This is a genomic window from Pseudomonas oplopanacis, from assembly GCF_057128725.1.
In genome coordinates, this window is the sequence record NZ_JBSKHV010000007.1 from 67,416 (window position 1) to 93,178 (window position 25,763).

The window sequence follows — 25,763 nt, forward strand, 5'->3', positions numbered from 1 at the left end:
CCTGGAAACGATTGACCGTCGCGCCTGAGTGTAGCCGTTGAGTGTTTAGTCGCCGCCGGGTGCCAGCAGCAGATTCGGCGCCGGACGCAGGTAGCCCTCCTGTTCCAGGCGCATGTCGAGCATCAGGCTGCTCAAGTCCGCCGACAGCGCTTCGGCCTCGGCGTCGTTTTCCAGGTACAGCTGTTTTAGGTAACTGCGACAACCCGGACAGGTCTCGGCGCGTAGCGGCGCCTGATTGGCGGCGTAGCGATCGTCATCGAGGCTGACGTATTCCAGGCCTTTGCTCTGTTCGCAATACACGCATTTGACCCGCACCACATGCCATTCGCAGGCACACAGGGAACAGACCAAATAACGCAACCCGTTGTGCTTGCCACGGTGGCGAATCACCCCGGCCATCGCCGGCGAACCGCAGGCCGGGCATTGATTGAGGCTGTCGCCGGGTTTCAGCGCGAGGTCCGGGGTGCTCAGCAGCCAGTGACTCCAGGCTGCTTGCAACGCGGCACCGAGAAACGGCACCAGCGCGGCGGGCAGCAGCGTGAACTGACCGCTGACCAACGCCACCGCCCAGGCTTTGCGTTGTCCGGCGTCGGTACTGCGCAACGTCGCCAGGGCTTTTGCTACCGCCGGTTGCGGCGCTGGCGGGTAGTGCTGCAACAAGGCGTCGAGGTACGGCAACCAATGACCTTCGCGCACCAGCGTATCGGCGGCCAACGGTGGCAGCCCGTGCGCCTGGCAGACTTTGATTCGTTCGGGATCAGGCAAGGTGGTCACCGGCGGATCGTCGATCAAACGCTGCTGCACATGACACAAACCGGCGATCAGGCGCAGGTAATCGGCCAGCGGATGGCCCTCGGCCAAATGCTCCAGCCGTAAGGCGCGCAAGGTGAACAGGTTGTGCGGCGGCAGGTACAGAAACGGCGGTGAACTCGCCGCCGCTTCAATCTCTCCAGGTTCAAGAATCGTCGCCAAGTGCTTATCCTTTTTTGCTGATCGGCGGGTCGGGATGTTCGTCGCGGGTCACTTCGCGGTACCAGAGTTCATGGTGTTTTTTCGCCCAGGCGCGGCTGACCCAGCCATGCACCATGGCGCTGATCGAGCCCTTGATCCAGATACCGGCGTAGATGTGGATGATGATACTGAGCACCAGTACAAATCCGGCCAACGCATGCAGCAGCATGGCCCAGCGAATCGCCGTGATGCCGAAATAAACGCTGAAATACGCGCGCCAGATCACCAGCCCGGTCAACAACAGCGCAAGCATGCAGGCCAACAAGGTCCAGAACAGCAGCTTCTGTCCGGGGTTGTATTTGCCAATGGGCGGCACGCCCTCCTCCTCGTTTTGAATCACCCTGTCGATCCGCTTGAGCCACAAGCCGTCATTGCGGATGAAAAAGTTGGCCCGCCAGAAGCGAAACACCAGCCCGAGGAACAGCACGAACATCACCACGCCCATAAACGGATGCAGGATTCGCGTCCACGGGCCACCGCCAAACAGATTGCTGAGCCAGAACAGCGCCGGATGAAACAACGCCAGCCCGGACAGTGCCGCCATGAAAAACAGGATCGCCACCAGCCAGTGATTGGTGCGCTGGCCAGCGGTGTAGCGCAGGATCTGTTTGCGGATCATGGTCTGTCCTCCCCGCGCGGATCAAAGGTATGCACCGATGGGTCGACTTCGTGCACCGCGTTGTCCTTGAGCGGCGGCAACTCATCCTCTTCCACCACCTGCGGGCCGATGCGCACGTAGTGGAAGAACCCGGCCAGCACCGCCAGGCCCATCGCGAGCAAGCCCAAGGGTTTGCTCATGCCTTTCCACAAGCCCACCAATGGGCTGATCTCCGGGTCTTTCGCCAGCCCGGCGTACAGCAGCGGCGTGTCGGCGTGGTGCAGCACGTACATCACGTGGGTGCCGCCAACACCGGCCGGGTCGTACAGGCCGGCGTTTTCGAAGCCACGGCTTTTCAGATCGACGATCCGTTCGGCCGCGTGTTCCTTCATGTCTTCCTTGGTGCCGAAGACGATGGCGCCCGTTGGGCAGGTTTTCACGCAGGCCGGTTCCAGTCCGACTTCAACCCGGTCCGAACACAAGGTGCATTTGTACGCCTTGTGATCCTTTTGCGAGATCCGTGGAATGTTGAACGGGCAACCGGTGATGCAATAGCCGCAGCCGATGCAATGGTCCTGGTTGAAATCGACAATGCCGTTGGCGTGCTTGATGATCGCGCCGGGGCTGGGGCATGCCGCCAGGCAACCCGGTTCGGCGCAGTGCATGCAGCCGTCCTTGCGGATCAGCCATTCGAGATTGCCGGCGTCGGTTTCGTGCTCGGTGAAACGCATCAGGGTCCAGGTTTCTGCGCTGAGGTCCTGCGGGTTGTCGTAGGTGCCGAGGTTGTGACCGACGTCGTCGCGCAGCTCGTTCCATTCCGAACAAGCCACCTGACACGCCTTGCAGCCGATGCACTTGGTGGTGTCGATCAGCTTGGCCACTTCCTCCTGATTGCGCACCGAAGGCGGGACAGTCGTGGTGGCCGAACGGGCAATGATGTCTTGGCTGGCCATTTAGACTTTCTCCACGTTGACCAGGAATGACTTGGATTCCGGGGTCTGTGTGTTGCCATCGCCGAGGAACGGCACCAGGGTGTTGGTTAGGTATCCGTGACGCGTAAGTCCGGTAAAACCCCAGTGCAGCGGGATGCCGATCTGGTGCACCACTTGATTGTTGACCTGCAGCGGACGAATCCGCTTGGTCACCACCGCCACCGCTTCAATATGCCCGCGCTTGCTGCTGACCCGCACACGGTCGCCGGCGACGATGCCTTTTTCCTTGGCCAGCACTTCGCCAATTTCGACGAACTGCTCCGGTTGGGCAATGGCGTTGAGCTTGCAGTGCTTGCTCCAGAAGTGGAAATGCTCGGTCAAGCGGTAACTGGTGGCCGCGTACGGGTAGTCCTTGGCCACACCGAGGGAATCCCACACCGAATCGAAGATCCGCGCCGCCGGGTTGCTGGTGGCTTGTTTGTTGGTCGGGTGCAGCGGGTTGATACCGATCGGCGTTTCGAACGGCTCGTAGTGCTCGGGGAACGGGCCTTCGTTCATCTTGTCGACGGCGAAGAACCGTGCCACGCCTTCGGGGTTCATGATGAACGGATTCATCCCCGCTTCCGGTGGCACGTCGGCCTTGTAGTCGGGCACATCGGTGCCGCCCCAGGCCTTGCCGTTCCACCACACCAGGCGTTTTTTCGGGTCCCAAGGCTTGCCTTGCGGATCGGCCGAGGCGCGGTTGTAGAGAATCCGCCGGTTCGCCGGCCACGCCCAGGCCCAGCCTTGGTGCTGGTGCATGCCATACGGATCGCTGTTGTCGCGCCGGGCCATCTGGTTGCCGGTTTCGGTCCAGCTGCCACAGAAAATCCAGCAGCCGGACGCGGTGCTGCCGTCGTCCTTGAGCTGACTGAACGCGGCCAGTTGCACATTGCCCTTGATCGCTGCGCCCGTGGCGTCGGTGAAGTCGGTGGTGGCGTAGCCGTTTATTTCCTTGGCCAGTTCCTCCGGCGAGGGCTCGTCGGGAATCTTGTACTGCCACGACAATTTGAGGATCGGATCGGGATAGGCGCCACCCTTCGCTTCATAGCGCTGACGCAGGCGCAGGAACAGTTCGGCCATGATCCGAATGTCGGTTTGCGCTTCGCCCGGCCCGTCCGCACCCTTCCAGTGCCATTGCAGCCAGCGGCTGCTGTTGACCAGCGAGCCGTCTTCCTCGGCAAAACAGGTGGTGGGCAGGCGGATCACTTCGGTCTGGATGTCGGCACTTTTCACATCGTTGTACGGCCCGACATTGCGCCAGAATTCCGAGGTCTCGGTGGACAGCGGGTCCATCACCACCAGCCATTTCAACTTGGCCAGCGCCGCCATCACCCGATTCTTGTCAGGCAACGCCGCGATGGGGTTGAAGCCCTGGCACATGTAGCCATTGACCTTGCCCTGGCCCATCAGGTCGAACACTTTGAGGATGTCGTAGTTGGGAATGTCCAGTTTCGGCAGGTAGTCGTAGGCCCAATTGTTCTCGACCGTGGCGTTACCGCCGTACCAGGCTTTCATCAGGCTGACGTGGAACTTGCTGTAGTTCTGCCAGTAGGACAACTGCCCCGGACGCAACGGTTTTTGCGTGCGTTTAGTGATGTAGGCGGCGTAGTCCTGCTCGGCGTCGGTCGGCAAGGTGAGGTAACCCGGCAGCGAGTTGGACAGCAACCCAAGGTCGGTCAGGCCCTGAATGTTGGAGTGCCCGCGCAAGGCGTTCACGCCCCCGCCGGGCATGCCGACGTTGCCCAGCAGCAATTGCACCATTGCCGCGCTGCGGATGATCTGCGAGCCGATCGAGTGCTGGGTCCAGCCCAATGCATAGAGGATGGTCATGGTCTTGCCTGGCACCGAGCAGGTCGCGATCTCATCCCAGATCTTCTGCATGGCATCGACCGGCATCCCGCAAATCTGGCTCGCCAGGTCGATGTTGTAGCGGCTGTAATGCTGCTTCATCAGTTGATAGACGCAGCGCGGATCTTGCAGGGTCGGGTCGACCTTGACGAAGCCGTCTTCACCGAGTTCGTAACCCCAGCCGGATTTATCGGTGTAGCTGCGCTTGGCCACGTCGTAACCGCTGAAAATCCCGTCCTCGAAGCCATAACCGGCTTTGACGATGAACGACACGTCGGTGTAGTTGCGCACGTATTCGTGCTGGATCTTGTCCTCGGTCAGCAGGTAGTTGATCAGCCCGCCCATGAAGGCGATGTCGGTGCCGGTGCGAATCGGCGCGTAATAGTCGGCCACCGAGGCTGTGCGGGTGAATCGCGGGTCGACCACGATCAGCCGCGCCTTGTTGTGCGCCTTGGCTTCCGTCACCCATTTGAAACCGCACGGGTGCGCTTCTGCTGCGTTGCCGCCCATCACCAGAACCAGATTCGCGTTGGCGATATCGGTCCAGGTATTGGTCATGGCACCACGGCCGTACGTCGGGGCAAGACTTGCCACCGTCGGGCCGTGTCAGACACGCGCCTGGTTATCAAACCCCAGCATGCCGAGACTGCGAATGACCTTGTGGGTGATGTAGCCCGCTTCGTTGGACGCTGCCGAGGCGGCGAGGAAACCGGTGGTCAGCCAGCGATTCACCGTTTGGCCTTGCGCGTTCTTCTCGATGAAGTTGGCATCGCGGTCGGCCTTCATCAGGTCGGCGACACGATCCAGCGCTTCATCCCAGGAGATGCGCGTCCACTCGCTGCTGCCGGGCTTGCGTACCTGCGGGTATTGCAGGCGGCCGGGGCTGTGAATGAAGTCCAGCAGGCCCGCGCCTTTGGGGCAAAGGGTGCCGCGGTTGACCGGGTGGTCGGCGTCACCTTCGATGTGGATGATGCTTTGCGCGACATTCTTGGCTGTATCGCCCTGGCTGTACATGATCAAGCCGCAACCGACCGAGCAATACGGGCAGGTGTTGCGGGTTTCATGAGTGGCGGCAAGCTTGAAGTGGCGCACCTGCTCGGCAAAGGCCAGCGTGGGAGCCATGCCCAACGCGCCCAGGCTCGAGCCCGCAAGGCCGATACCAGCGACCTTGAAGAACTGACGACGGCTGAGGTCCATCGTGCACTCCTGATCAGGTGGAAATCCGGGACTTTGCCGGACTTTTCAATCAATCACGGTGGCGGCAGCCGGGCTGCCGACACTTGAAACTCTAGACAACCCCGACGCGCCCGGTGTGAAAACCGACCGTCGGGCACGCCGGGATATCAACCAAACCACAAAACCTGTGGGAGCGAGCCTGCTCGCGAAGACGACGTATCAGTCGACATCGTGGGTGCCTGACACGGCGCTTTCGCGAGCAGGCTCGCTCCCACAGGGCTTGGCGATTATCATGGTCGCCATTCCAATCCTGCTTTCACGAGACCGCGCATGACTTTCGATTTTGATCAGGTGTTCGACCGCCATAACACCGGTAGCACCAAATGGAGCCGCTACCCGGCCGACGTGCTGCCGATGTGGGTGGCCGACATGGATTTTGCCGCGCCGCCGATGATCATCCGGGCCCTGCAAAAACGCCTGGAACACCCGATGGTCGGCTACAGCGTGGCCCCGGATGACCTGCGCGACGCCATCGTCGCCGACCTCTGGAACAAATACGCCTGGCGCGTCGAGCCGCAAGAGCTGATCTTTCTGCCGGGGGTTGAATCGGGTTTCAACATGGCCCTGAAAGCGCTGGTCCAGCCGCCACAGAACGTCGTGGTGCAGGTGCCCAACTATCCGCCACTGCGCCACGCGCCGGGTCATTGGGGCCTGAACAAGGTCGAGCTGAATTTCGATGAGCAGGCTGACGGCACTTACACCACACCGCTCGCCACCCTCAGTCAGTCGCTACAAGGTGGCGGCGCGCTGCTGCTGAGCAACCCGCACAACCCGCTGGGCAAAGCCTTCCCGCGCGAAGAGCTGCAAGCGATTGCCGACATATGCCTGGAACAGGGTGCCTGGATCATCTCGGATGAAATCCACGCCGAGCTGTGCTTCGACGGGCGCAAGCATGTACCGATGGCGACCCTGAGCGCGGACATCGCCCGGCGCACGATCACACTGATGTCGGCGAGCAAGGCCTACAACATCGCCGGCCTGAAAACCTCGTTCATGATCATTCAGGACCGTGCCCTGCGCGAGAAGGTCAACCACGCCCGTTGCGGCATGGTCGACAGCGTCAACCCGCTGGGCCTGGAAGCCACCCGCGTCGCCTACAGCGAAGCCGGGCCGTGGCTGGCGGAGCTGAGCGCGTACCTGCAAAGCAACCGCGATTACCTGGTCGACGCCGTTCGCACGCGCCTGCCTGGCGTCACCATGAACGTGCCGCAAAGCACCTATCTGGCGTGGCTCGATTGCTCGATGCTGGGACTGGACAACCCGCAGCAGTTCTTCCTCGAGGAAGCCAAAGTCGGTTTGAGCCCTGGCCTGGATTTCGGTGATGACGCCGGGCAGTTCGTACGTCTGAACTTCGGCTGCCCACGGGCGTTGCTCGAAGAAGGCATTGCGCGGATGGAGCGCAGCTTGCGCAATCGCAAGGCCTGATCCTCTCTCAACTTCACCACATCCCCCTGTGGGAGCGAGCCTGCTCGCGAAAGCGTCATTCCAGTCGACATTGATGTTGGCTGACATACCGTCTTCGCGAGCAGGCTCGCTCCCACAGGGATTTGTGGGGCATTTGGAATTATCGGTACCTGAAATCCAACCGAACTCAAGACAAAACCCAACGGTCAACCCTTTGACCCGATTGCCTTGAACCCGGAGATTGAAGATGACTGACTATCCAAAACCACCCTTCCCCAAACAAGCCCAAGCCGTCCCCGGTTCCCAGCGCAAGATGGACCCCGTCCCTGACTGTGGCGAGCAGTCCTATAAAGGCTCGGGCCGGTTGCAGGGCAAGATCGCCTTGATCACTGGCGCCGACAGCGGCATCGGTCGCGCGGTGGCCATTGCCTTCGCCCGTGAAGGCGCGGATGTCGCCATTGCCTACCTGAATGAACACGAAGACGCTCAGGAAACTGCCAACTGGGTGGAACAGGCTGGTCGGCAAACCCTGCTGCTGCCCGGCGACATCGCGCACAAAACCGAATGCCAGGCCTTGGTCGACAAGACCGTCGAGCGCTTCGGGCGCATCGATATTCTGGTCAACAACGCTGCGTTCCAGATGAGCCACGACAGCATCGAGGACATCACGGACGAAGAATGGGTGATGACTTTCGATGTGAACATCACCGCCATGTTCAGAATCTGCAAGGCGGCGTTGAAGCACATGAAGGCCGGCAGTTCGATCATCAACACCAGTTCGGTCAACTCAGACCTGCCCAAACCCACTCTTCTCGCCTACGCCACCACCAAGGGCGCAATTGCCAATTTCACCGGTGGACTGGCGCAGATGCTCGGGCCGAAAAACATCCGGGTGAACAGCGTGGCACCGGGGCCGATCTGGACGCCGCTGATTGTCTCGACCATGCCCGATGACGAAGTGCAGAACTTTGGTTCAGAGACCCCATTGGGGCGGCCAGGGCAACCGGTTGAAGTCGCGCCGATTTACGTGTTGCTGGCGTCGGACGAGGCCAGTTACATCACCGGCCAACGCTATGGCATCACGGGCGGCAAGCCGATCCTGTGAACCTGTAGCAGCAGCCTTCGACGGCTGCTACATGGGTCGGCGGGGTGTGGGCTTGCTGGTTTTAGTGACTATTCTGGTGGAAATGATTCTGGTGTGGTTCAACCTGCTGTCGCCTGAATACTGCGCGCGACGGTTGGTTGATTGCATCAGCCCCGGCATCGCACTTCCTTCCCTGCGGGTTAAGACATGAGCTTCATTCTATGGGTGGCGGTGCTGGGTGCCGTGCTGCTGACACTGGCGCTGACGTCGTCGTACCTGCGCTGGATGCCGGTGACCACATCGGCGGTTTGCCTGGTGCTGGGCGCGGCCATCGGCCCGGGCGCACTGGGTTTGTTGAAGCTCAACACCAATGACGCCGCTGACTGGATGGAGCACCTGACGGAAGTCGCGGTGCTCTTTTCGTTGTTTGTCTGCGGTCTGAAACTGCGCCTGCCGCTCAAGGACAAGACCTGGCGAATCGCTTTCGGGCTGGCCGGGCCGGTCATGGTCTTGACCATTGGCGGCGTGTGCTTGCTGTTGCACTACGGCTTCGGCGTGTCGTGGGGCGCCTCGGTCCTGATTGGCTCGATTCTGGCACCGACCGACCCGGTGCTGGCTGCCCTGGTACAGGTCAACGACGCACGTGATGACGACCGGGTGCGCTTCGGCCTGTCGGGTGAGGCAGGGCTCAACGATGGCATCGCGTTTCCGTTCGTGATCCTTGGATTGCTGTTGTTGCAACACGACGGCGATCCCGGCTGGCTGGGTCACTGGGCGCTGAAAAGCCTGCTCTGGGCCGTCCCCGCCGGTTTGCTCACGGGTTACTGGATGGGACGCGGCATCGGGCGTGTGACGCTGACGCTGCGAATCCAGAATGATGACAGTACGCTGTCCCCAAATGATTACCTCGCCCTTGCCTTGATTGCCCTGGCCTATGTCGGGGCCGAAGCTATTCATGCCTATGGTTTTCTCTCGGTGTTCGCCGCCGGTCTCGGCTTGCGTCAGGCAGAGGTCAGCACCACGGGCGAATCGCAGGAGCCCGCCGAGCATCTGGTCCAGCCCGTAGTGGGTCATCAGAATGTCGAGCCGCAACATGCGATGCGTGGCAACACTGAGCACCTGGAAGACGGCCAGGTTGCGGCGGGCATCATGATGAGTGACATGCTCGCCTTCGGTAGCCTCGTGGAGCGGGCCATGGAAGTGTTTCTGGTGACGCTGCTGGGCGTGGTGCTGATTGCCCATTGGGATTGGCGTGCCCTGCCCATCGGCGGCGTGCTGTTTTGCCTGATCCGGCCGCTGAGTGTGGCCGCCATGCCTTGGGGCCGTTTGCTTGACTGGCGGCAGCGAGCCTTGATCGGTTGGTTCGGCATTCGCGGCATCGGCAGCCTTTATTACCTGTTTTATGCGTTGAACCACGGGCTCGGTCAGTCGGTTGCGTCGCTGTGCACTGATCTGACCTTGTCGGTGGTGGCGTTGAGTATCCTGATTCACGGGATCACCACCCAGCCGACCCTCGCCCGTTACGAACGACTGAAAAAACAGATTATTTGATTTTTTCTCTGCATCTCATCAATGGATTTATCGAATTTTCGCCTGCAAAAAATTGAAATCCCTTTTTCTCCCGGCAGTCACATATTCAATCCCGCTGTGTTTGTGTCGCGGGATCCGACAGGTTCGGTTCCACTGTGGCAACGACGCCTATTCAAAGGAACCCTGGAAAAGAAAAAGGTGCCGGTCATGATCGAATGTTCCTCCCCCGATGAAATCAAAGCCTGCCGGGCATTTGCCCTGGAACGTAACCGTCAGATGTTCGAAGAGGCCCAGGACTTGAGCCGATGTGCATTCGAAATGCTCGATGGCGGCGATCTGGATGTGGAGCTGTTTGATCGCTATCGCGCATTGCGCCGCAAAGCTGATCTGAAGTTTCAGGAAGCGATCGAGCATCTGCGCTTGCTCAACGAGGATTTCCCGCCGATTCCACTGTCCGTCAGCAATTCTCATCATCTGCGCCAGCAGCTTGAACACCGAGCCTGAGCGTAAAAAAGAAGCCCGGCGATTGCCGGGTTTCTTTTTGCCTGCTGGCCGCCGCTACATCACCGGCACCGCCTCGCTTTCAAAATTTTCGGTCAACGGGACATCGCTGGAACCCGGCGTCAAAATCACCTTGCGGCACTGTTCCTGTTTCTTGTCGAAAAGCTTGTAGCCCTCCGCCGCCTGCTCCAGGGACATCCGATGGGTGATGATCGCCTCCGGTTGCAAGCGTCCGGTCTCAATGTGCCCGAGCAGTTCCGGCAAATAGCGCTGCACGTGAGTCTGGCCCATCTTGAACGTCAGGCCCTTGTCGAAGGCATCTCCGAACAGAAACCCATGGATAAACCCTGAATAAACACCCGGAACGCTGACCACACCTCCGCGCCGTACCGCGGCAATACACTGGCGTAGCGCCTTGCCGCTGCTGCCCTCGAGTTTCAGGGTGGCGAGCACAGTTTCGGTGGTACTGCCCTTGGCTTCAAACCCCACCGCATCGATCACCGCATCCACCCCGCGACTGCCCGCTGTTTGCCGAATGATCGTATCGGCCGGGTCATCATCGTCATCAAAGTTGATCGGAATCACGCCATAGGTGCGTTGCGCGTAGGCCAACCGGTAGTCGTGGTGATCGACCATGAAAATCTGCTCGGCGCCGAGCATTTTGGCGCACGCCGCGCTCAATAACCCCACGGGGCCTGCGCCATAAATCGCAAGGCTCGAACCTGGCCCAATACCGGCATTGAGCACGGCCTGCCACGCCGTGGGCAGAATGTCCGAAAGAAACAACACCTTCTCGTCCGCCAGTGTTCCCGGCACTTTGAACGGCCCGACATTGGCTTTAGGTACTCTGACCAGTTCAGCCTGGCCACCGGGAATCCCACCGTACAAACGACTGAAGCCAAACAACGCCGCCGCTGGAGGGATTGCCTTTTTATTGATGATTGCGCCTCTGCCCGCATTGGTGGTTTCGCAGCTGGCGTACAACTCCATCTGGCAGAAGAAGCAGTCACCGCAGGCGATCACGAACGGGATAACTACCCGATCGCCACGCTGTACGGCCGTGACGGCGGAGCCGGTTTCCTCGACGATGCCCATGAATTCGTGGCCGAAGATATCGCCATGCTCCACGGTCGGAATCTTGCCGCGATACAGGTGCAGATCCGATCCACAGATGGCTGTGGCGGTCACCCGCAAGATGATGTCGTCAGCGGCTTCGATGACGGGATCTGGAACGGTTTCTACCTTGACGTCGTGGGCACCGTGGTACGTCATTGCTCGCATGGCTACATCCTCGCGGGTGATTGAAAAGTCTCGGCTGTCTGTATTAAGGGAGCTGGCTTCAGAGGCGAGTTCAGTTGCATGAGTGGCGAATCTGATCGACGGTAAAACGCTGTGGTGTCGCGTTCACAAAGTTGCTGGCGTGGCACTGCGAACTGCATGAGCCAAATGACGGACTCATGCAGCCTGCATGAGCGCAGTTAGCCATCAAGGCATGTAACTATTTGATATTACGAGTGATATAGCCCAGTCAAAAATCGGCACGACTCCTGCTCTATCCCCTCAAGCGACTATCGGCCATTGAGACCGTGCGCGCTCATCCCCGTGACGACTTGAGAGACTTGACCATGAACGCCATCGATCTGTTGAAAGCTGACCATGAACGTGTGAAAGGCATCCTGAGCCAATTGAGCGAATCCACTGAGCGCGGCGTTAAAAAGCGCACAGAGTTGCTGGCCAAGCTGGAGATGGAAATCAGCATTCATACGCGACTTGAGGAGGAAGTCCTGTACCCGGCGTATAAAAAGGCCGGCGGCAAGGAGCAGGACGTGATGTATTACGAAGCCAAGGAAGAGCACCGCACCGTGGACTCGCTGGTGCTGCCGGATCTGAAAGTCACCGACCCGTCCACTCCGGAGTTTGCCGGTCGGGTCAAAGTGGTCAAGGAGCTGTTGGAACACCACATCGAAGAGGAAGAAACCGAGATGTTCCCGCAGGCGAAAAAGCTGCTGGGCAAAGCGACGCTGGAAGAGTTGGGCGCGCAAATGGAGACGCTGAAGGCTCAGTACAAAAAAGAACTGAGTGACGGCAATCTCGCCGCTTGAACATTCACTTAAACTTGACGCTGTATCTGTGGCGAGGGAGCTTGCTCCCTCGCCACACGTTAGCCTTTGTCATTTCATCGCCTGGGCAATGATTTCAATCAGGTTGAGCTGAGTGAACGGTTTGGACAACCGCGGCAGTTCGACCGCAAACCCCTCCAGGCGCTCGGCATACCCCGTGGCAAGGACTATCGGCAGTTCCGGCTGCATGACCCGGATCGCATGTGCCAGTTGTGCGCCATTCATTTGCGGCATGGCCATGTCGGTAATGACCAGATCGATACCCGGCGTGCTCGCGAACAGCTCCAACGCTTGGGCACCGGATGTCGCACTGATCACCCGGTGGCCGAGGTCTTCGAGCAACAGGCCGGTGCTCGTCAGCACCAGGCTGTCGTCGTCCACGACCAGGACGCACAACCTGTACTCGGGGGCCACTGCCTCGTCTTCGGCAACTTTGGGAATGACCGAAGCCATCGTGGCAGCGGGTATCCACAGTTCGGCCCGGGTGCCACTGCCCGCCTGGCTCTTGAGAATGAATCGCCCGCCCAGTTGTTCGATAAATCCATGAACCATCGACAACCCCAGGCCGGTGCCTTTGCCGACGCCTTTGGTGGTGAAGAACGGGTCCATCGCTGACGCCAGGGTGATTGCATCCATGCCTTCGCCGGTATCGGAGACGCTCATGCAAACATATTGGCCCGGCGCCAGGGACAACGCCGAATGATCGTGAACCTCTTCCGTCTGGGCGCTGATCACGATTTTGCCGCCATGGGGCATGGCATCGCGGGCGTTGGTGGCAAGGTTTAGGACAGCCAGTTCGAGCTGGTTATTGTCCGCCATGACCGGCACCAGTCCCGGCGAAAAACGGGTTTCGAGTTGTACCGACGGCCCTAAAGAACTGCGCAACAAACCGCTGATGCCTTCAATCAATCCGGGAATTTCCACGGATTCGGATTTGAGCTCCTGGCGTCTGGCAAACGCCAGCATCCGCTGGGTCAACGACACACCGCGCAAGGCCCCTTGAGTGGCGTTGTCGATCAGCCGCATGACCTTCGGATCATTCGCGACGCGCTTGCGCACGATTTCGAGGTTGCCGAGGATCACCGTCAACAGGTTGTTGAAGTCGTGGGCTATCCCGCCGCTGAGTTGGCCGATGGCCTGCATTTTCTGCGCCTGGAACAACGCCTCGCGGGTTCGCTCAAGGTCTTGTTGGGCGAGGGTCGCCTCTGTGATATCGCGGGTTATCTTGGCAAACCCCAGCAGCGTGCCGGTTTCACCCCAGATCGGGTCCACCACGACGTGAGCGTAAAACCGTGTACCGTCCTTGCGTACGCGCCAGGCCTTGTTCTCGAAGCGTCCCTCTCGCGTGGCGGTTTCCAAGGCCCGTTGCGGTTCACCGGCTTCGCGGTCTTCAGGGGTATAAAAGATAGAGAAGTGCTGGCCGATGACTTCTTCGGGACGGTAACCCTTTATGCGCTGGGCGCCCGGATTCCAGTTGGTCAAACGCCCGTCCGGGGCCAGCATGTAGATGGCGTAATCCGTGACGCTTTGCACCAGTAACCGGAACTGCTGCTCGCTTTGCTTGAGGGTTTCCTCGGCCATTTTACGGTCGGTGAGATCCCGGGTAATTTTGGCGAACCCCAGCAACTTGCCGGTCGGATCGATAATCGGGTCGATCACCACGTGCGACCAGAAATGCGTGCCGTCCTTGCGCACACGCCAGCCTTCGCCTTCGAAACGGCCTTCATTAATGGCCGTGTCCAGTGCGCGCTGGGGCAAACCGGCACGTCGATCTTCTTCTGTATAGAACCGCGAGAAGTGCTGGCCGAGAATCTCCGCTTCCTCGTAGCCTTTGAAACGCCGGGCGCCGGAGTTCCAGCTGGTGATGATGCCGTCGGGATCGATCATGTAGATCGCGTAGTCCACCACAGCATCAATCAGCAGGCGAAAGCGCATCTCCTCGATGGAATTGGTTTTGGACGGCACATCACTCATCAATCACACCCGCGACTTTCATTTTTATGGAGTATGAGGCAAACCGTGGGTTTGGAAAGCCGCAACTCGCTTGTTCAGTGGAGTCCAGGCAACAGACCACCTATGCTCGACGCCAACTGCCATTTCCGGCAGATAAAAGGCGCTTCCATGATTCTGATGCTATTGCCGACCTGCGACTACGACCCGACCGAGAGCAGCGTGCCCTGGCAAGCGATGCGCAGTGCCGGCATCGAAGTGCGTTTTGCCACACCACAGGGTTTGCCCGCCTACGCCGATTCGCGTCTGGTGGACATTGGCTTTGGTCCGCTCAACCCGCTGCTGATGACACGCAAGCCCGACCTGGCCAGCTACAGACAGATGACGGAAGACGCCTCATTTCGCCAACCCTCGTCCTATGACGCTGTCGACCCGAGCGAGTTCGATGGATTGTTGATTCCAGGCGGCCATGCCAAAGGCATGCGCAACTTGCTGGAATCTGCTGAGGCACAGCGGATCGCCCTGCACTTTTTTAACGCAGACAAACCGGTGGCGGCGGTGTGTCACGGCGTTCTATTGCTGGCCCGTACCGTCAACCCCGATACCGGGCTTTCCGTATTACGGGGTCGCAAGGTCACCGCGCTGGTGGCCAACACCATGGAACTGCCTGCCTGGGCAATCACCGCGCCCTGGCTTGGGCGTTACTACCGAACCTACCCGCAGACGGTCGAGGCAGAAGTCACCGCGGCGCTTTCCAGCCCCGCAGATTTCCTGCGGGGCCCCTTGCTCGCCGTACGTGATTCGGCGGACCAGCCACAACGAGGCTTTGCCGTGCGCGATGGCCAGTTACTGACCGCACGCTGGCCGGGAGACTGCCATCGCTTTGCCGCCGAATGGGTGCGCCTTATCGGTTCACGTATTTGACGATATAGGCATGCAGGTCGTTGTAGACGAAATCAGGCACCAGCGTGGGGTGTGCCTGGGTTTTGAGCAGCGCCAGATGACACTCCTTCAGCATCTCGTCGCGCTCCCTCATGGTGTAGATATGGTTACTGATGATGCAGGCATAGGCGCTGCACGCGGTCGGTGCCTCTGGGGGAATGACTTCGTTGGCGATCGTTGCGTAGGTCTTCTGGAAACGCGATACCCGCTCTTTCAACCCGCCGAGACCCCGTTCATACACCGTGATCTGTGAGCCGCTGACCGCTTTGGAGGCTGTTTCAAAGGCCAGGATGATCGCCTGCGCGTTACTCATGCTGGCTTGCAGCGCTGTGCACGTGACAAACCTTTCCAGTTCTCTATTTTCCAGGCTGTTCAGGGCTCTTTTGATGCTCGACAGGTGAGCGAACGCTTGATTGCAGCCCACGATATGCGTCTCGAACTGATAACCGGCGGCGGTTGCCAGGGGTGGAAAAGCCGCGAAATCGAGGCTGTCGAACGCACATTCCATGATGATGTTGTATTTGAGGGTGAAGGCTTCGGTGAAAATCTTGGTGCTGACTTCCCGGACAAAGGCTTCCGTATGCTTATACGCATGCAGGACTCCACGCTTGATCATCTCGGCGTACTGGGGGTGTTTTTGTCGGTATTCGGGTAAGTAAAGGCGAACATACTGCTCATAGCGCTTGGAGGGCAGTAGGGTTTTTTCCAGCAGATAGGTTTTTCCCGAGCCTTGGAGCCCGGCAACGATGAGGACTTTTGGAATGGCCTGGGCGGTGATGCCACGAAACAACGTCGCTTTGATTTCATTGAATGCGGCAGTGACCTGCTCCGGGGTGTAGGCGTATTGCGGCGTGACTGACATACCTTGATTTCCTTATCAAAGATTCGCTGGGAAGTGATTGCCTGCCCTTTGAATAAAGCGCTGATTCGGTGTTTGTTCAAATCAGCGTGTCTTTCAGGATATGTCACTGTTTTTAAAGGCGAATATTCCTACTTGCTAACGCGAAAATGCGTCGGTTCAACCGACCACCAACGTGGCAATAACTGTTTAACCTTGCTCTCGCCAAACCGGTCATCGATGAGCATCACCACCCCTTGGTCTTGCTGGGTACGGATCACCCGCCCGGCGGCCTGCACCACTTTCTGCACGCCTGGAAACAGGTAGGTGTAGTCATAACCGGCACCGAAAATGGCGGCCATACGGTGTTTAATCTGTTCGTTGACCGGGTTGAGTTGTGCCAGACCCAGTGTGGCGATGAACGCGCCGATCAAGCGTGCGCCCGGCAAATCGATGCCCTCACCAAACGCGCCGCCCAACACCGCGAAGCCGATGCCCTGGCTGTGCGCGGTGAACTGGTCGAGAAAGTCCTGGCGCTGCGCTTCACCCATTCCCCGGGATTGTGACCACAGCGTGATATGCGGATGACGCTCGGCCAGCACCTGCAAGACTTGCTGCAAGTAATCGAAGCTGCTGAAGAACGCCAGGTAGTTGCCGGGGCGTTCGCCGAACTGCCGGGCGATGAGTTCGACAATCGGCTCAAGCGATGCCTGCCGGTGGACGAAGCGTGTGGAGATCTGGCTGACGATGTGCACCTGCAACTGGTCGGCGTGAAACGGTGATTCCACGTCGATCCAGACCGTGTTCGCCGGGGTGCCCAGCAGGTCCGCGTAGTAACGCCGCGGGCTCAGCGTCGCCGAAAACAGCACGGTGCTGCGCGCGGCGGTCAGGCGTGGACGGACAAAACCGGCCGGCACCACGTTGCGCAAGCACAGTTGCGACAGCGGGCGCTGGCGGTCGAGGTCGCGCTTGCTGATGTCGAACAGGAACTGTTCATCAAAAAGCTCGGCGACCCGACAGAATTGCAGCATCTCGAAGTAGAAACTTTGCAGTGTGCTGTCCAGCCCCTGCGGGTGATCGTTCAGGTAGTCACCGATGCTCGCGCTGCACGAAAACAAGGCCTGGAGCAGTTTTTCCGGCGCCTTGTCGTACGCCTGATAAGCACCGGGTTGCTGGTTATGCAGGGCGTTCCATTCGCGGTTGACCCGCTGCAAGGACTTTTTAAGCGCTTCAGGCGCGGTTTTGCGCACACCGTTGAGCGTCGACTGGTCGAGACTGGCGCTGTACATCTGCCGGCCGCGTTCCACCAGGTTGTGGGCCTCGTCGACCAGCACCGCGACGGTCCAGTTGTTGGCTTGGGCGAGCCCGAACAGCAGCGCACTGAAATCGAAGTAATAGTTGTAGTCAGCGACCACCACATCGGCCCAACGGGCCATTTCCTGGCTCAGGTAATAAGGGCAGATCTCATGTGCCAGCGCCACCTCGCGCAAGGCCGCCTGATTCAACAGGCTCAGTGTGCTGGCGGCCTGCCGAGCGGCGGGCAAACGATCATAGAACCCCCGCGCCAACGGGCAGGAATCACCGTGACAGGCTTTGTCCGGATGCTCGCAGGCCTTGTCCCGGGCGATCATCTCCAACACCCGAAGTGGCGGCGCATCGGCGCTTTGCAGGATCACCTGCGCCGCATCCAGCGCGAGCTTTCGCCCCGGCGTCTTGGCGGTGAGAAAGAACACCTTGTCGAGTTTCTGCGGCACCAGAGCCTTGAGCATCGGAAACAGCGTGCCCACGGTTTTACCAATGCCGGTCGGTGCCTGCGCCATCAGGCAACGCCCGGTACTGACGGCTTTGAACACTGATTCGGCCAAATGACGCTGACCCGGGCGAAAGCCCGCATGGGGAAACGCCAGTTGCTGCGCCGCCTGATTGCGTGCGTCACGGTGGGCCATTTCCTGCTCGGCCCAGTGCAGAAACAGCGCGCAATGATGTTCGAAGAACTGCTGCAGTTGCGCCGCACTGAACGCCTCGACCAGACAGGTTTCCTTTTCGCTGACGATGTCGAAATACACCAGCGCCAGGTTGATCTGCGCCAGGTCCAGCTTGCGACACATCAACCAGCCATAGATCTTCGCCTGCGCCCAGTGCAGCTGACGGTGGTTGGCTGGTTGCTTGCTCAGGTCGCCGCGATAGGTTTTTACTTCTTCCAGGCAGTTTTGCGCGGGGTCATAGCCATCCGCCCTGCCCTTGACCCGCAAGGTTTTGTACTCGCCTTCGAGGGCCACTTCACTTTGATAACCGTCACTGCGCCGGGACGCGACCGTGCTGTGCCCGACGATGCCTTCCAGCGCCGTCGGTGAGGGGGTGAACCGCAGGTCCAGGTCGCCGACCTTGGCGGTGAATTCACACAGGGCCCGTACCGCAATGCTGTAGCTCAAGCGCTCTGCTCCGCCCATTGCACGTAGCAGACCGCGATGGGCATCTGATGCTCATGACAGAATTCCAGCCAGCGCAATTGGTTATCTTGCAGGCGATCGCCCGGGCCTTTGACTTCGATCATGCGGTAGGTTTTCTGCTGCGGCCAGAACTGGATCAGGTCGGGCATGCCGGCGCGGTTGGCCTTGATGTCCAGCAGCAAGCGGCTGAACCAGTGCTTGAGGTGTTCCGCCGGCAGGCAATCGAGCGCCTGATCCAGCAACGTTTCATTCAGGACGCCCCAAAACACGAACGGTGACTGCACGCCCCACTTGGCGGCAAAACGCTCTCGAATCGTCTGCCGGTAGCGACCGTCATCGAGCTCGGTCAGGCATGCCTCGAACAGCTCGGCACGACGCGCGCAAAAGTCTTCATTCAACAGGTCGACCGGCCCACGCTGGAACGGGTGAAAGAACGCCCCCGGCAGCGGCGCGAAAATGGCCGGCCAGCACAACAACCCGAACAGCGAATTGATCAGGCTGTTCTCGACGTAATGCACCGGTGCCTGTTCCTCCTCCAGATGCGCCTGTACGTAATATTCCACCGACAGCGCCAGATCGGTTCTGGGCAAATGCAGGTCCAGGCGTTGCATGGGCCTTGGGGCGGCTCGCTTGAGCGCCGGACCGCCGAGTTTGCGCCGCAGCCTGGGCAGCACACGCAGTAAATGCTGATGCTCGGTGGCACTTTCCGGCAACTGCTGCGCATGGTTCGCCAGGTCCAGGGCGAGCTGATACTCACCACAGCGCTCCAGCACACGAATCAGCCGCACCCGTGCGCCGGGATAGGCGCAGTCGCGGTAAATCGTCAGCGCACTGGAGAAGTCGGCGATACGCTCACAGTGCTGGCCGATCTGGAACAGCAACTTGCCACGACGACGCTGCAACCACGGATTGCCAAGTGTCAGCCCGTTGACCTGCTCGACGATGGGCGCCAGTGGCTCACCTGCTTCGAAATGCTGCTGGCACTGATGGAGGAACAGGCAGGCGTCCACGTCCTCACGGCTGCGCAAGCCCCGGGATTCGGCACTGAATTCGACTTTTTCATAGGTAAAGATCCCGAGGTCGGCCAGCACGAACTCGGACCAGTCCTGATAAAGGTTGCCGAAGAACATCAGTCGAAACCGGTCACACAGGTCCATGATCGTCAGGGTGAACAGCCGGTCGTTCAATGCCGGGCACCATTGGGCAAAGCATTTTGGTTCTGGAAACTGCTCGCTCAGCAGCGGCAGCCAATCACTTTTCTTGCCTTTTGGCTGATCAATCGCAGCCCCAAGGCAGTGAACAATCTCGGCCTTGAGCAACACGTCGAACAGTTCCTCGATGTGCAACGGCGACACATCAGAGATCCAGCCTGCCGCCAGCAAAGGTTCGGCTGCGCTGACGATGTCACCCATTTCGACGTAACTCAGTTTGCCAGCCCTGAAATGCACGCCCTTGCGCATCACCATCCTGACCAGCAGCGCCCGCGACTCCTTGGGCAGGCGGGTGAAGGCACGGATGAACGCTTGTTCTTCTACACTTAATACATCGGCATAACGATGTTCAAGCCAGTCAAGCACTTGCATGAAGTTGTTGAGGTAATAGAACGGGTCGTCGAGGGGATTTGCAGTCACAGGGAAAAGCGCCATGGCAAGCGAGTACTGGTTATGCGTACAGATAACAGCTACCCGCCGTGCGGTGCAAACGGAAAAAGATAAGCGGCGGCGTTATTCGGTCATTTTCGGGTGGCCATCGAACTTTCTGCCAAACGATGGCACCAACCGGCATAGAGGTTTTTTTCAGCATTGAGAGAGGTGGACATGAACATCAAATCCCTGGGTTTACCGCTGGCCGCAGCGGCCTTGTTGGTGCTGGCCGGTTGCTCGACGCCAACGGTGGTAACCCTGCAGAACGGCACCCAGTACTTGACCAAAGACATGCCGAAAACCAAGACCAAGGACGGTTTCTATGAGTTCGAGGATATTTCCGGGACGAAAGTGAAGGTCAATGCCAAGGATGTGGCCACGGTACGCGAGGAAGACTGAGGACCGCGTTATCGTTCTTCGTCGGAACGCCGCCCGGAGCCTGCTCGCTCCCACACTGGATTTGCGCCGTTCACAAATCCCCTGTGGGAGCGAGCCTGCTCGCGAAGGGGCCCTAACCGGCGCCCCAAAACCATCAGGCAATCACAATCCCTGTTCCAGCCAGACTGTCCAGCCCAACCCCCACCAACGTCACCGAATCCCCACCAAACGTCAGCACGGTGTCATGCCCGACCATGGTGGCATGCGCGCGAAAGTCATCACTCCCCTGAACCCCGAGAAACACCAGTTTGTCCTGCGCCTGATACCCCAGCACCCGATCCTGACCAAACGAACCGCTGAACAGGAACGTATCGACCCCGCCACCCGATTCCATCACGTCATTCCCGGCCCCGCCAACAAACACATCGTTGCCCTTTCCGCCGATCAAATGGTCATTGCCGTCCAGGCCAAACAACCAGTCGCCCGTCGCTTGAGCCTTGAGCGTATCCGCCCCGGCACCACCCTTCACCGATGAGGCGTACGCGGTCAAATTGTTGCCGACCGTCAGGCCATTCGCCGTCACGCTGTGCGTCACGTCATCCTTGAACAGCCCCCAGAGAAATCCCGGTTCCTTGCTGACAATGCTGCCGATGTCACGGGTAATGCTGATGCCGCCATTGGCGTCGCGAAGGTACAGGGTGCCAGCGCCGTCATTGGCAAACTCGACGGCTTTCACCGACTGCTGCAACTCCAGCACATTGTTGCCCTTGCCGCCCAACAGGATGTTGTAGCCACCGCCATCACGGAACGTATCGTTACCGTCACGCCCCTCCAGGTAGTCGTTGCCTTTGCCGCCCTGAATCAGGTCGTTGGCGTCGCTGCCGATGATGAACGTGCTGCCCTTGTGGGTTTCAGCGTTGCGGTTAAGGTCCTGCACCCAGGTGTTGGCCCGTGCCGGGTCGGACAGATTGGCGACGATGATCGTCGAGTCCTTGCTGGTGAGGTCGTAGAATTTCGATTCGATCACCCGGTTCATGCCGTCGCCGTACGCCGTGGGCAGATGCGAGATCCAGGTCGGAATGTTGAGGATGGAATACGGCAGCACATTCCACGCCGTCGACGCGTAGTGATCGTTGAAGCTGACGATGTTATCGGTCGCCGACTCCTTTGGCGCATCGTGCACGCCCACCGACGACAGGTTGAACGATGAACCGTCGAGCGCACGAAACACCGGATCGTTTTCATAGCCGACGTTGAGCACTTTGTCGGTGGTGCTTTGAGTGGGCGACGCGTAGGCGATGTAATTGGAATCCTTGAAGAAGCCGCCCCACTTGTTCGTGCTCAAGTCGGCCAGGCTGTTGACCGCCAACCCACCGAGGCTATGGCCGCTGACCAGGACGTTTTGACCCGACAGGCCATTCGCCTGGGCAAACGCCACAACGTCGCCGAGCAGGTTGCCGAAAGCTTCGCCGACGTAGTTTTTCGCGTAATCCTTGGGGCCCAGTGCTGCCAACAGATCGTTGATCACGTCGCCAATCGAGTCGCCGATCAGGGTTTCCCGCGGACCGCTGGTGCCGCGAAAGGCGATGCCGATTTCGGTCAGGTGTCCCTGGGCGTCGTACTTGCCGAGGATCTCGACTTGCGCCGTGGTGTAGCCGGCCTTCTCGCCGAAGAAGGTTCCGTGCGCATCGACCTTGCCGTCATAGCCCAGTTGCGAGGCAGTGATGGGTGTCCAGCCGGCTTTTTGCACGGCATCCAGTGCGGCTTTTTCCGAATCGGGATTCCAGGGGATGCCGGGAATGACGCCCTGGGAATCGGTGCCACCGAGCAGCGTGGTGACCAGTGTCGCGGGCAAGCCCAGGCCAAAACCGTTGTGTTGATAGCCGGTGGCAAAGCCGTTGTCGAGGTTGTGATAGGAATACAGCGTGATCGCCATGGCGTCGGTAAACAACGCTTTGGAATCCGTTGTACTGAGGTTTTTGTAGTCGTACACACCCATTGGTATTGCCTCTCTTTTGTTGGAATTGTCAGAGATGGCTCACAACCAGGACGCCTCGATCACGAAGCGCCCCGGAGCCTTTAGTGCTTGATCAGAACTGCCAGTCCAGCCTCAGGCCCACACCGTGGTCTTTCTCGTTGGAACCGATCAGCCCGTTGTAATCCAGGCTCACGCGAACATCCTGCGCCACCGCCAAACCGGCACGGGCGCCGATCACGGCGGCGTTGCGATCCAGCGACACGCTTTGCACGCTGAACGCGGTATTGCCGTTGGCAAACGCCAGGTGATCCTCAGACTGAGTGCTGCTCAGGTTGTGTTGCCAGCCCAGCGTGCCGGAGAGCTCCAGCTGCTGTTTGTCCGACAGCGCAAGCACTTTGCTCGCCCGCAGGCCCAGGGTTGAAAGCACGGCATCACGGTTGTCTTCACCACCCTTTAGCGCAGCGGCATCGCCTTTTTCGGTAAAGCTGTCGCTGTTCAGGTGCACGTAGGCCAGGTTGGCGAACGGCTCCAGCGCCAACGGTTGCACGTCCAGGCGATACGCCGCTTCGGTGAACAGTTGCGCGGTGGTCGCATCGCGTTTGGATTTCTGTTTGCCGCTGACGTCGCCGAATTGCAGGTCACGTTTCACATCGATGCGATGCCAGCTGTAGGCGCCGCCGACGCTCAAGCGCAGGGCGTCGATTTCATGGCCCAGGTACGCGCCCAGGTGATAGCTGTCGACCGAGGCCGACGAATGTGTGCCATCGCCCATGCTCAACGAGCTGTCGCTGTAACCGGTGACGAAACCCAGTCGCGTGTTGTCAGTGATCAGACCGTCGACCCCGGCCAGCAAACCGCCGATGGAGCTATTGGAACTGGCGTTGTCATGCCCGCCATCGCTCTTGCCCCAGGCGCCGAGCACTTTGAGCCAGGCGTTGCTGCGGTCATCGGTGGGTGCGGCGGCGTTGAACAGGTCACGCTCACGCAGGCGTTCGCCAACGGCATCGCGCAGGTAACGGCTGTCGTTGATCAGCAGCGTGCCGATGGCCGGATGAATCTCGCCGGACAATTGCTGGAAGGCTTGCTGAGCCACGGCGGCGGTGGGCGACAGCAGCAAGGTTTCGTACAGTGCGTTGCCTGCGCCGAGCTGCTCGGCAGCCGCGGCGACCGCACGTTGGTTCGGCGTCTGGCCGACGCTGCTGAACGAGGTGGCGTTGCGTTCTACCGCCAGTTGAATGCCAGTGGCCGAGTAATCAAGGGTGCCCCCGAGGAACAGGTAGTTCGGCACCACCGCCCCGAAGCGCCCTTCTATCCCGCCGGCCGCTTGCAGAATGTTGTATTGATGGCCGAGCAGGGATTTCACTTCGCGGGTGGTCAGCAACGTCGGGCTGTTTTCCAGGGACAGGCTGACCGTGGCGTTGTCGATGACGGCTTTGCCGCCGGCGACGATCTCGTCACTGCTAGTCGGTGACAATTCCACGGCGTACGTCGAGCCGCGCTCGAATGTCACGTCGCCCGCCACTTGCAAGGTCCCGATGGAATTGCCCGGCGCCACGGTGCCGCCGCTTTTGGCGCTCAACCCGCCGATGCGACCGTTACCGCCGAGAATCCCGCTGTCATTGACGGTGACCGTCGACGCCAGCGAACCGTTGATGGCCAACCGGCCCTGGTTGACCAGCGTCGGGCCGGCGTAGGTATTGGCGCCGGTCAGGACCAGCGTGCCGATGCCCTGCTTGGTCAGGCCTCCATGGCCAGAAATGTCGTTGCGCCAGATGTCGAGTCCGCAGTGCACGTCCGTGCACACACGTTCGGTCGGTTTACCGGCGTCGATGATCGCGCCGATGCCTGGCAAATCGGCCACAAACTGGCTGGAGCCGTAGGCGCCCTGAATGCGGAACTCTTCGGGAATGTCCTGCTCGGTGACGAACATCCCCGGGCCATCGATGCCTTTGCGCAGGTTGATCATGCCCCAGCCGTACAACGCGTCGACACCCGGTGCCCCGAGGTCGGTGGCCGTGGTGCGCAGTACGCTGGCGACCTGTGCGCCGGTCATGTACGGGAAGCGTTCCATCAGCACCGCCATGGAGCCTGCAACATGCGGCGCGGCCATTGAAGTGCCGTTGTAGTTGGCGTAACCGGTGGTGAGGTTATCGGCGCTGGTGCCGCCGATGATCGAGCTGTAGATTTTGCTACCGGGCGCCGACACGCAAAAACTGGCGGTGTAGCCGCAGCGCGACGAGAAGGTACTGATGTTGTAGAGGTCCGGGCTGGTGAGGTCCGGGTTCTTCTGCAACGCCGCGACGGTCACCCAGTTCGGCGCGATATCCGGGACGAAATAGCCGAGGCCAGCGATGGCGTCCGGGTTGTTCAGGTTGTAGTCGTTGCCGGCCGCGAAGATCGTGACGATGCCGCTGCGGGCGGCGGCGATTGCGCCGTCATAGGCACCGCCCGGTTTGGTCCCGAGCAGTGGCTGGATCTCGTTGAACTGCAACTGCGCATCCTGCACGGTGAAGTGTGGGTACGCCGGGTTGCGTCCGCCGAGGTCGAAGCGATCGGTGATGCCGATGCCCCAGCTGTTGTTGATGATCCGCGCGCCGCTGGCGATCAAGGCATCCCAACCGGCCTTGTACACCGCGCCGTCGTTGCCACGAATGATGCCGTCCTCCGGGCCCGGGTCGCCGTTATCGGCGCTGATGATTTGCGCGTTGTACGCCACGCCGTGCATAGATCCGCCATCGCGGCTGCCGGCAGCGATCCCGCCAACGTGGGTGCCGTGGGAACCGAGCTTGCCGTCGTAGCCAACCGTGGGCGCGCCGTCATAGCGAAACGCATCCCCGGCTTTGACCGGGATGTACGGGTCGGTGTATTCGCGGATTCCGCTGGTGACCAGAGTGACGACTTTATTGGCGCCGGAGAACTCCGGGTGTTGGGCGTAGACCGGTTGGTCGAAGATCCCCAGTTTCACACCTTTGCCGCTATAGCCGGCGGCGTAGGCGTCTTGGGCATTGATCGCGCCCACGCCCCAATCGGCATTGAATTCGGCGCTGCGCCAGCTGTTGGGGTCGCCGGTGCGGCCGCTTTCCACGTAGGGCGCGGCGTACGCCTGACCGAGTGTCGCCAGCGCGCAGAGCACGGCCAATATGTTGTGCTTGTTATTCATCCAGCTACCGTCCTTAGTTGTGTTGCCAAAATCCCTTTTTGCCTCGAAAGGCCTCTACAAATTCACACGTCCTGTTCCTGTGTAGTAGCTGGCGCACCTTCGGCAGCTGCAACACGTT

At 59.9% G+C, this 25,763-nt stretch carries 18 protein-coding genes; 7 read left to right on the forward strand and 11 right to left on the reverse strand.

The annotated features are described in order from the left end of the window. Positions 1-45 precede the first annotated feature (45 nt). Genes fdhE through fdnG form a run of 4 tightly spaced genes read right to left on the reverse strand, consistent with a single transcriptional unit; the run spans position 46 to position 5,628 of the window. Positions 46-972, reverse strand: coding sequence for a formate dehydrogenase accessory protein FdhE (gene fdhE / locus ACWKV5_RS15775; protein ID WP_483841989.1), 927 nt, complete (start codon positions 970-972; stop codon positions 46-48). A 4-nt stretch (positions 973-976) separates the two neighbouring features. After that, positions 977-1,630 carry a formate dehydrogenase subunit gamma gene (locus tag ACWKV5_RS15780; protein ID WP_483841990.1) on the reverse strand — a complete coding sequence of 218 codons (654 nt, stop codon included), beginning with the start codon at positions 1,628-1,630 and terminating at the stop codon, positions 977-979. Then, positions 1,627-2,562, reverse strand: a complete 936-nt coding sequence (gene fdxH / locus ACWKV5_RS15785; RefSeq protein WP_483841991.1) for a formate dehydrogenase subunit beta — start codon at positions 2,560-2,562, stop codon at positions 1,627-1,629. Before fdxH ends, ACWKV5_RS15780 begins: the two co-directional genes overlap by 4 nt. Further along, entirely contained in the window at positions 2,563-5,628 is a 3,066-nt protein-coding gene (gene fdnG, locus ACWKV5_RS15790) for a formate dehydrogenase-N subunit alpha (protein WP_483841992.1), read from the reverse strand. A 309-nt stretch (positions 5,629-5,937) separates the two neighbouring features. On the opposite strand from fdnG, the gene ACWKV5_RS15795 reads away from it, so the two are divergent. The 4 genes from ACWKV5_RS15795 (at position 5,938) to ACWKV5_RS15810 (ending at position 10,189) form a co-directional block, all read left to right on the forward strand. Next, positions 5,938-7,092, forward strand: a complete 1,155-nt coding sequence (locus tag ACWKV5_RS15795; RefSeq protein ID WP_483841993.1) for a MalY/PatB family protein — start codon at positions 5,938-5,940, stop codon at positions 7,090-7,092. 226 nt (positions 7,093-7,318) lie between these two features. Further along, positions 7,319-8,176 (forward strand): SDR family oxidoreductase, encoded by an 858-nt coding sequence (locus ACWKV5_RS15800; RefSeq protein WP_483841994.1) that lies wholly within the window; start codon positions 7,319-7,321, stop codon positions 8,174-8,176. Between the two features lie 186 nt (positions 8,177-8,362). Further along, positions 8,363-9,706, forward strand: a complete 1,344-nt coding sequence (locus ACWKV5_RS15805) for a cation:proton antiporter (RefSeq protein WP_483841995.1) — start codon at positions 8,363-8,365, stop codon at positions 9,704-9,706. Positions 9,707-9,727: 21 nt separating this feature from the next. Beyond that, the gene (locus tag ACWKV5_RS15810) at positions 9,728-10,189 is read left to right on the forward strand and encodes a hypothetical protein (RefSeq protein ID WP_483841996.1); all 462 of its coding nucleotides are present in this window, start codon (positions 9,728-9,730) and stop codon (positions 10,187-10,189) included. Positions 10,190-10,243: 54 nt separating this feature from the next. Here ACWKV5_RS15810 and ACWKV5_RS15815 read toward each other — a convergent pair whose 3' ends face one another. Next, positions 10,244-11,467, reverse strand: coding sequence for a zinc-dependent alcohol dehydrogenase (locus ACWKV5_RS15815; RefSeq protein ID WP_483841997.1), 1,224 nt, complete (start codon positions 11,465-11,467; stop codon positions 10,244-10,246). 344 nt (positions 11,468-11,811) lie between these two features. Between ACWKV5_RS15815 and ACWKV5_RS15820 the strand changes: the two genes are divergently transcribed. Further along, positions 11,812-12,288 (forward strand): PA2171 family ribosome-binding persister protein, encoded by a 477-nt coding sequence (locus tag ACWKV5_RS15820; RefSeq protein WP_477804704.1) that lies wholly within the window; start codon positions 11,812-11,814, stop codon positions 12,286-12,288. Between the two features lie 69 nt (positions 12,289-12,357). Here the strand turns inward: ACWKV5_RS15820 and ACWKV5_RS15825 are convergent, their stop codons facing one another. After that, entirely contained in the window at positions 12,358-14,280 is a 1,923-nt protein-coding gene (locus tag ACWKV5_RS15825) for a hybrid sensor histidine kinase/response regulator (protein ID WP_483841998.1), read from the reverse strand. Positions 14,281-14,427: 147 nt separating this feature from the next. Here ACWKV5_RS15825 and ACWKV5_RS15830 point away from each other — a divergent pair, with 147 nt between their 5' ends. Then, the gene (locus ACWKV5_RS15830) at positions 14,428-15,180 is read left to right on the forward strand and encodes a DJ-1/PfpI family protein (RefSeq protein WP_483841999.1); all 753 of its coding nucleotides are present in this window, start codon (positions 14,428-14,430) and stop codon (positions 15,178-15,180) included. Here the strand turns inward: ACWKV5_RS15830 and ACWKV5_RS15835 are convergent. From ACWKV5_RS15835 to ACWKV5_RS15845, 3 genes are all read right to left on the reverse strand, one after another. Then, positions 15,161-16,060, reverse strand: coding sequence for a zeta toxin family protein (locus ACWKV5_RS15835; RefSeq protein WP_483842000.1), 900 nt, complete (start codon positions 16,058-16,060; stop codon positions 15,161-15,163). The two genes, ACWKV5_RS15830 and ACWKV5_RS15835, sit on opposite strands and share 20 nt — an antisense overlap. Positions 16,061-16,188: 128 nt before the next feature. Then, positions 16,189-18,468 carry an ATP-dependent DNA helicase gene (locus ACWKV5_RS15840; RefSeq protein WP_483842001.1) on the reverse strand — a complete coding sequence of 760 codons (2,280 nt, stop codon included), beginning with the start codon at positions 18,466-18,468 and terminating at the stop codon, positions 16,189-16,191. After that, the gene (locus tag ACWKV5_RS15845; protein ID WP_483842002.1) at positions 18,465-20,132 is read right to left on the reverse strand and encodes a VRR-NUC domain-containing protein; all 1,668 of its coding nucleotides are present in this window, start codon (positions 20,130-20,132) and stop codon (positions 18,465-18,467) included. The genes ACWKV5_RS15840 and ACWKV5_RS15845 overlap by 4 nt, the downstream gene beginning before the upstream one ends. Positions 20,133-20,303: 171 nt before the next feature. Between ACWKV5_RS15845 and ACWKV5_RS15850 the strand changes: the two genes are divergently transcribed. Beyond that, complete coding sequence (locus ACWKV5_RS15850) at positions 20,304-20,528, forward strand: YgdI/YgdR family lipoprotein (RefSeq protein ID WP_483842003.1); 225 nt, start codon at positions 20,304-20,306, stop codon at positions 20,526-20,528. Between the two features lie 133 nt (positions 20,529-20,661). Here ACWKV5_RS15850 and ACWKV5_RS15855 read toward each other — a convergent pair whose 3' ends face one another. Both ACWKV5_RS15855 and ACWKV5_RS15860 read right to left on the reverse strand, forming a co-directional pair. Next, positions 20,662-22,506, reverse strand: a complete 1,845-nt coding sequence (locus ACWKV5_RS15855) for a polyurethane esterase (protein ID WP_483842004.1) — start codon at positions 22,504-22,506, stop codon at positions 20,662-20,664. A 91-nt stretch (positions 22,507-22,597) separates the two neighbouring features. Next, positions 22,598-25,645 carry an autotransporter domain-containing protein gene (locus ACWKV5_RS15860; RefSeq protein ID WP_483842005.1) on the reverse strand — a complete coding sequence of 1,016 codons (3,048 nt, stop codon included), beginning with the start codon at positions 25,643-25,645 and terminating at the stop codon, positions 22,598-22,600. Between the last annotated feature and the right edge of the window lie 118 nt (positions 25,646-25,763).

What these genes read in the sequence shown, in the direction of transcription:
- ACWKV5_RS15855 (WP_483842004.1), bottom strand. Translation starts at nt 22,506, where the DNA reads ATGGGTGTGTACGACTACAAAAACCTCAGTACAACGGATTCCAAAGCG.
- ACWKV5_RS15845 (WP_483842002.1), bottom strand. Translation starts at nt 20,132, where the DNA reads ATGGCGCTTTTCCCTGTGACTGCAAATCCCCTCGACGACCCGTTCTAT.
- ACWKV5_RS15825 (WP_483841998.1), bottom strand. Translation starts at nt 14,280, where the DNA reads ATGAGTGATGTGCCGTCCAAAACCAATTCCATCGAGGAGATGCGCTTT.
- ACWKV5_RS15850 (WP_483842003.1), top strand. Translation starts at nt 20,304, where the DNA reads ATGAACATCAAATCCCTGGGTTTACCGCTGGCCGCAGCGGCCTTGTTG.
- ACWKV5_RS15820 (WP_477804704.1), top strand. Translation starts at nt 11,812, where the DNA reads ATGAACGCCATCGATCTGTTGAAAGCTGACCATGAACGTGTGAAAGGC.
- ACWKV5_RS15830 (WP_483841999.1), top strand. Translation starts at nt 14,428, where the DNA reads ATGATTCTGATGCTATTGCCGACCTGCGACTACGACCCGACCGAGAGC.
- ACWKV5_RS15835 (WP_483842000.1), bottom strand. Translation starts at nt 16,060, where the DNA reads ATGTCAGTCACGCCGCAATACGCCTACACCCCGGAGCAGGTCACTGCC.
- ACWKV5_RS15795 (WP_483841993.1), top strand. Translation starts at nt 5,938, where the DNA reads ATGACTTTCGATTTTGATCAGGTGTTCGACCGCCATAACACCGGTAGC.
- ACWKV5_RS15815 (WP_483841997.1), bottom strand. Translation starts at nt 11,467, where the DNA reads ATGCGAGCAATGACGTACCACGGTGCCCACGACGTCAAGGTAGAAACC.
- ACWKV5_RS15780 (WP_483841990.1), bottom strand. Translation starts at nt 1,630, where the DNA reads ATGATCCGCAAACAGATCCTGCGCTACACCGCTGGCCAGCGCACCAAT.
- ACWKV5_RS15810 (WP_483841996.1), top strand. Translation starts at nt 9,728, where the DNA reads ATGGATTTATCGAATTTTCGCCTGCAAAAAATTGAAATCCCTTTTTCT.
- ACWKV5_RS15800 (WP_483841994.1), top strand. Translation starts at nt 7,319, where the DNA reads ATGACTGACTATCCAAAACCACCCTTCCCCAAACAAGCCCAAGCCGTC.
- ACWKV5_RS15805 (WP_483841995.1), top strand. Translation starts at nt 8,363, where the DNA reads ATGAGCTTCATTCTATGGGTGGCGGTGCTGGGTGCCGTGCTGCTGACA.
- ACWKV5_RS15860 (WP_483842005.1), bottom strand. Translation starts at nt 25,645, where the DNA reads ATGAATAACAAGCACAACATATTGGCCGTGCTCTGCGCGCTGGCGACA.
- fdxH (WP_483841991.1), bottom strand. Translation starts at nt 2,562, where the DNA reads ATGGCCAGCCAAGACATCATTGCCCGTTCGGCCACCACGACTGTCCCG.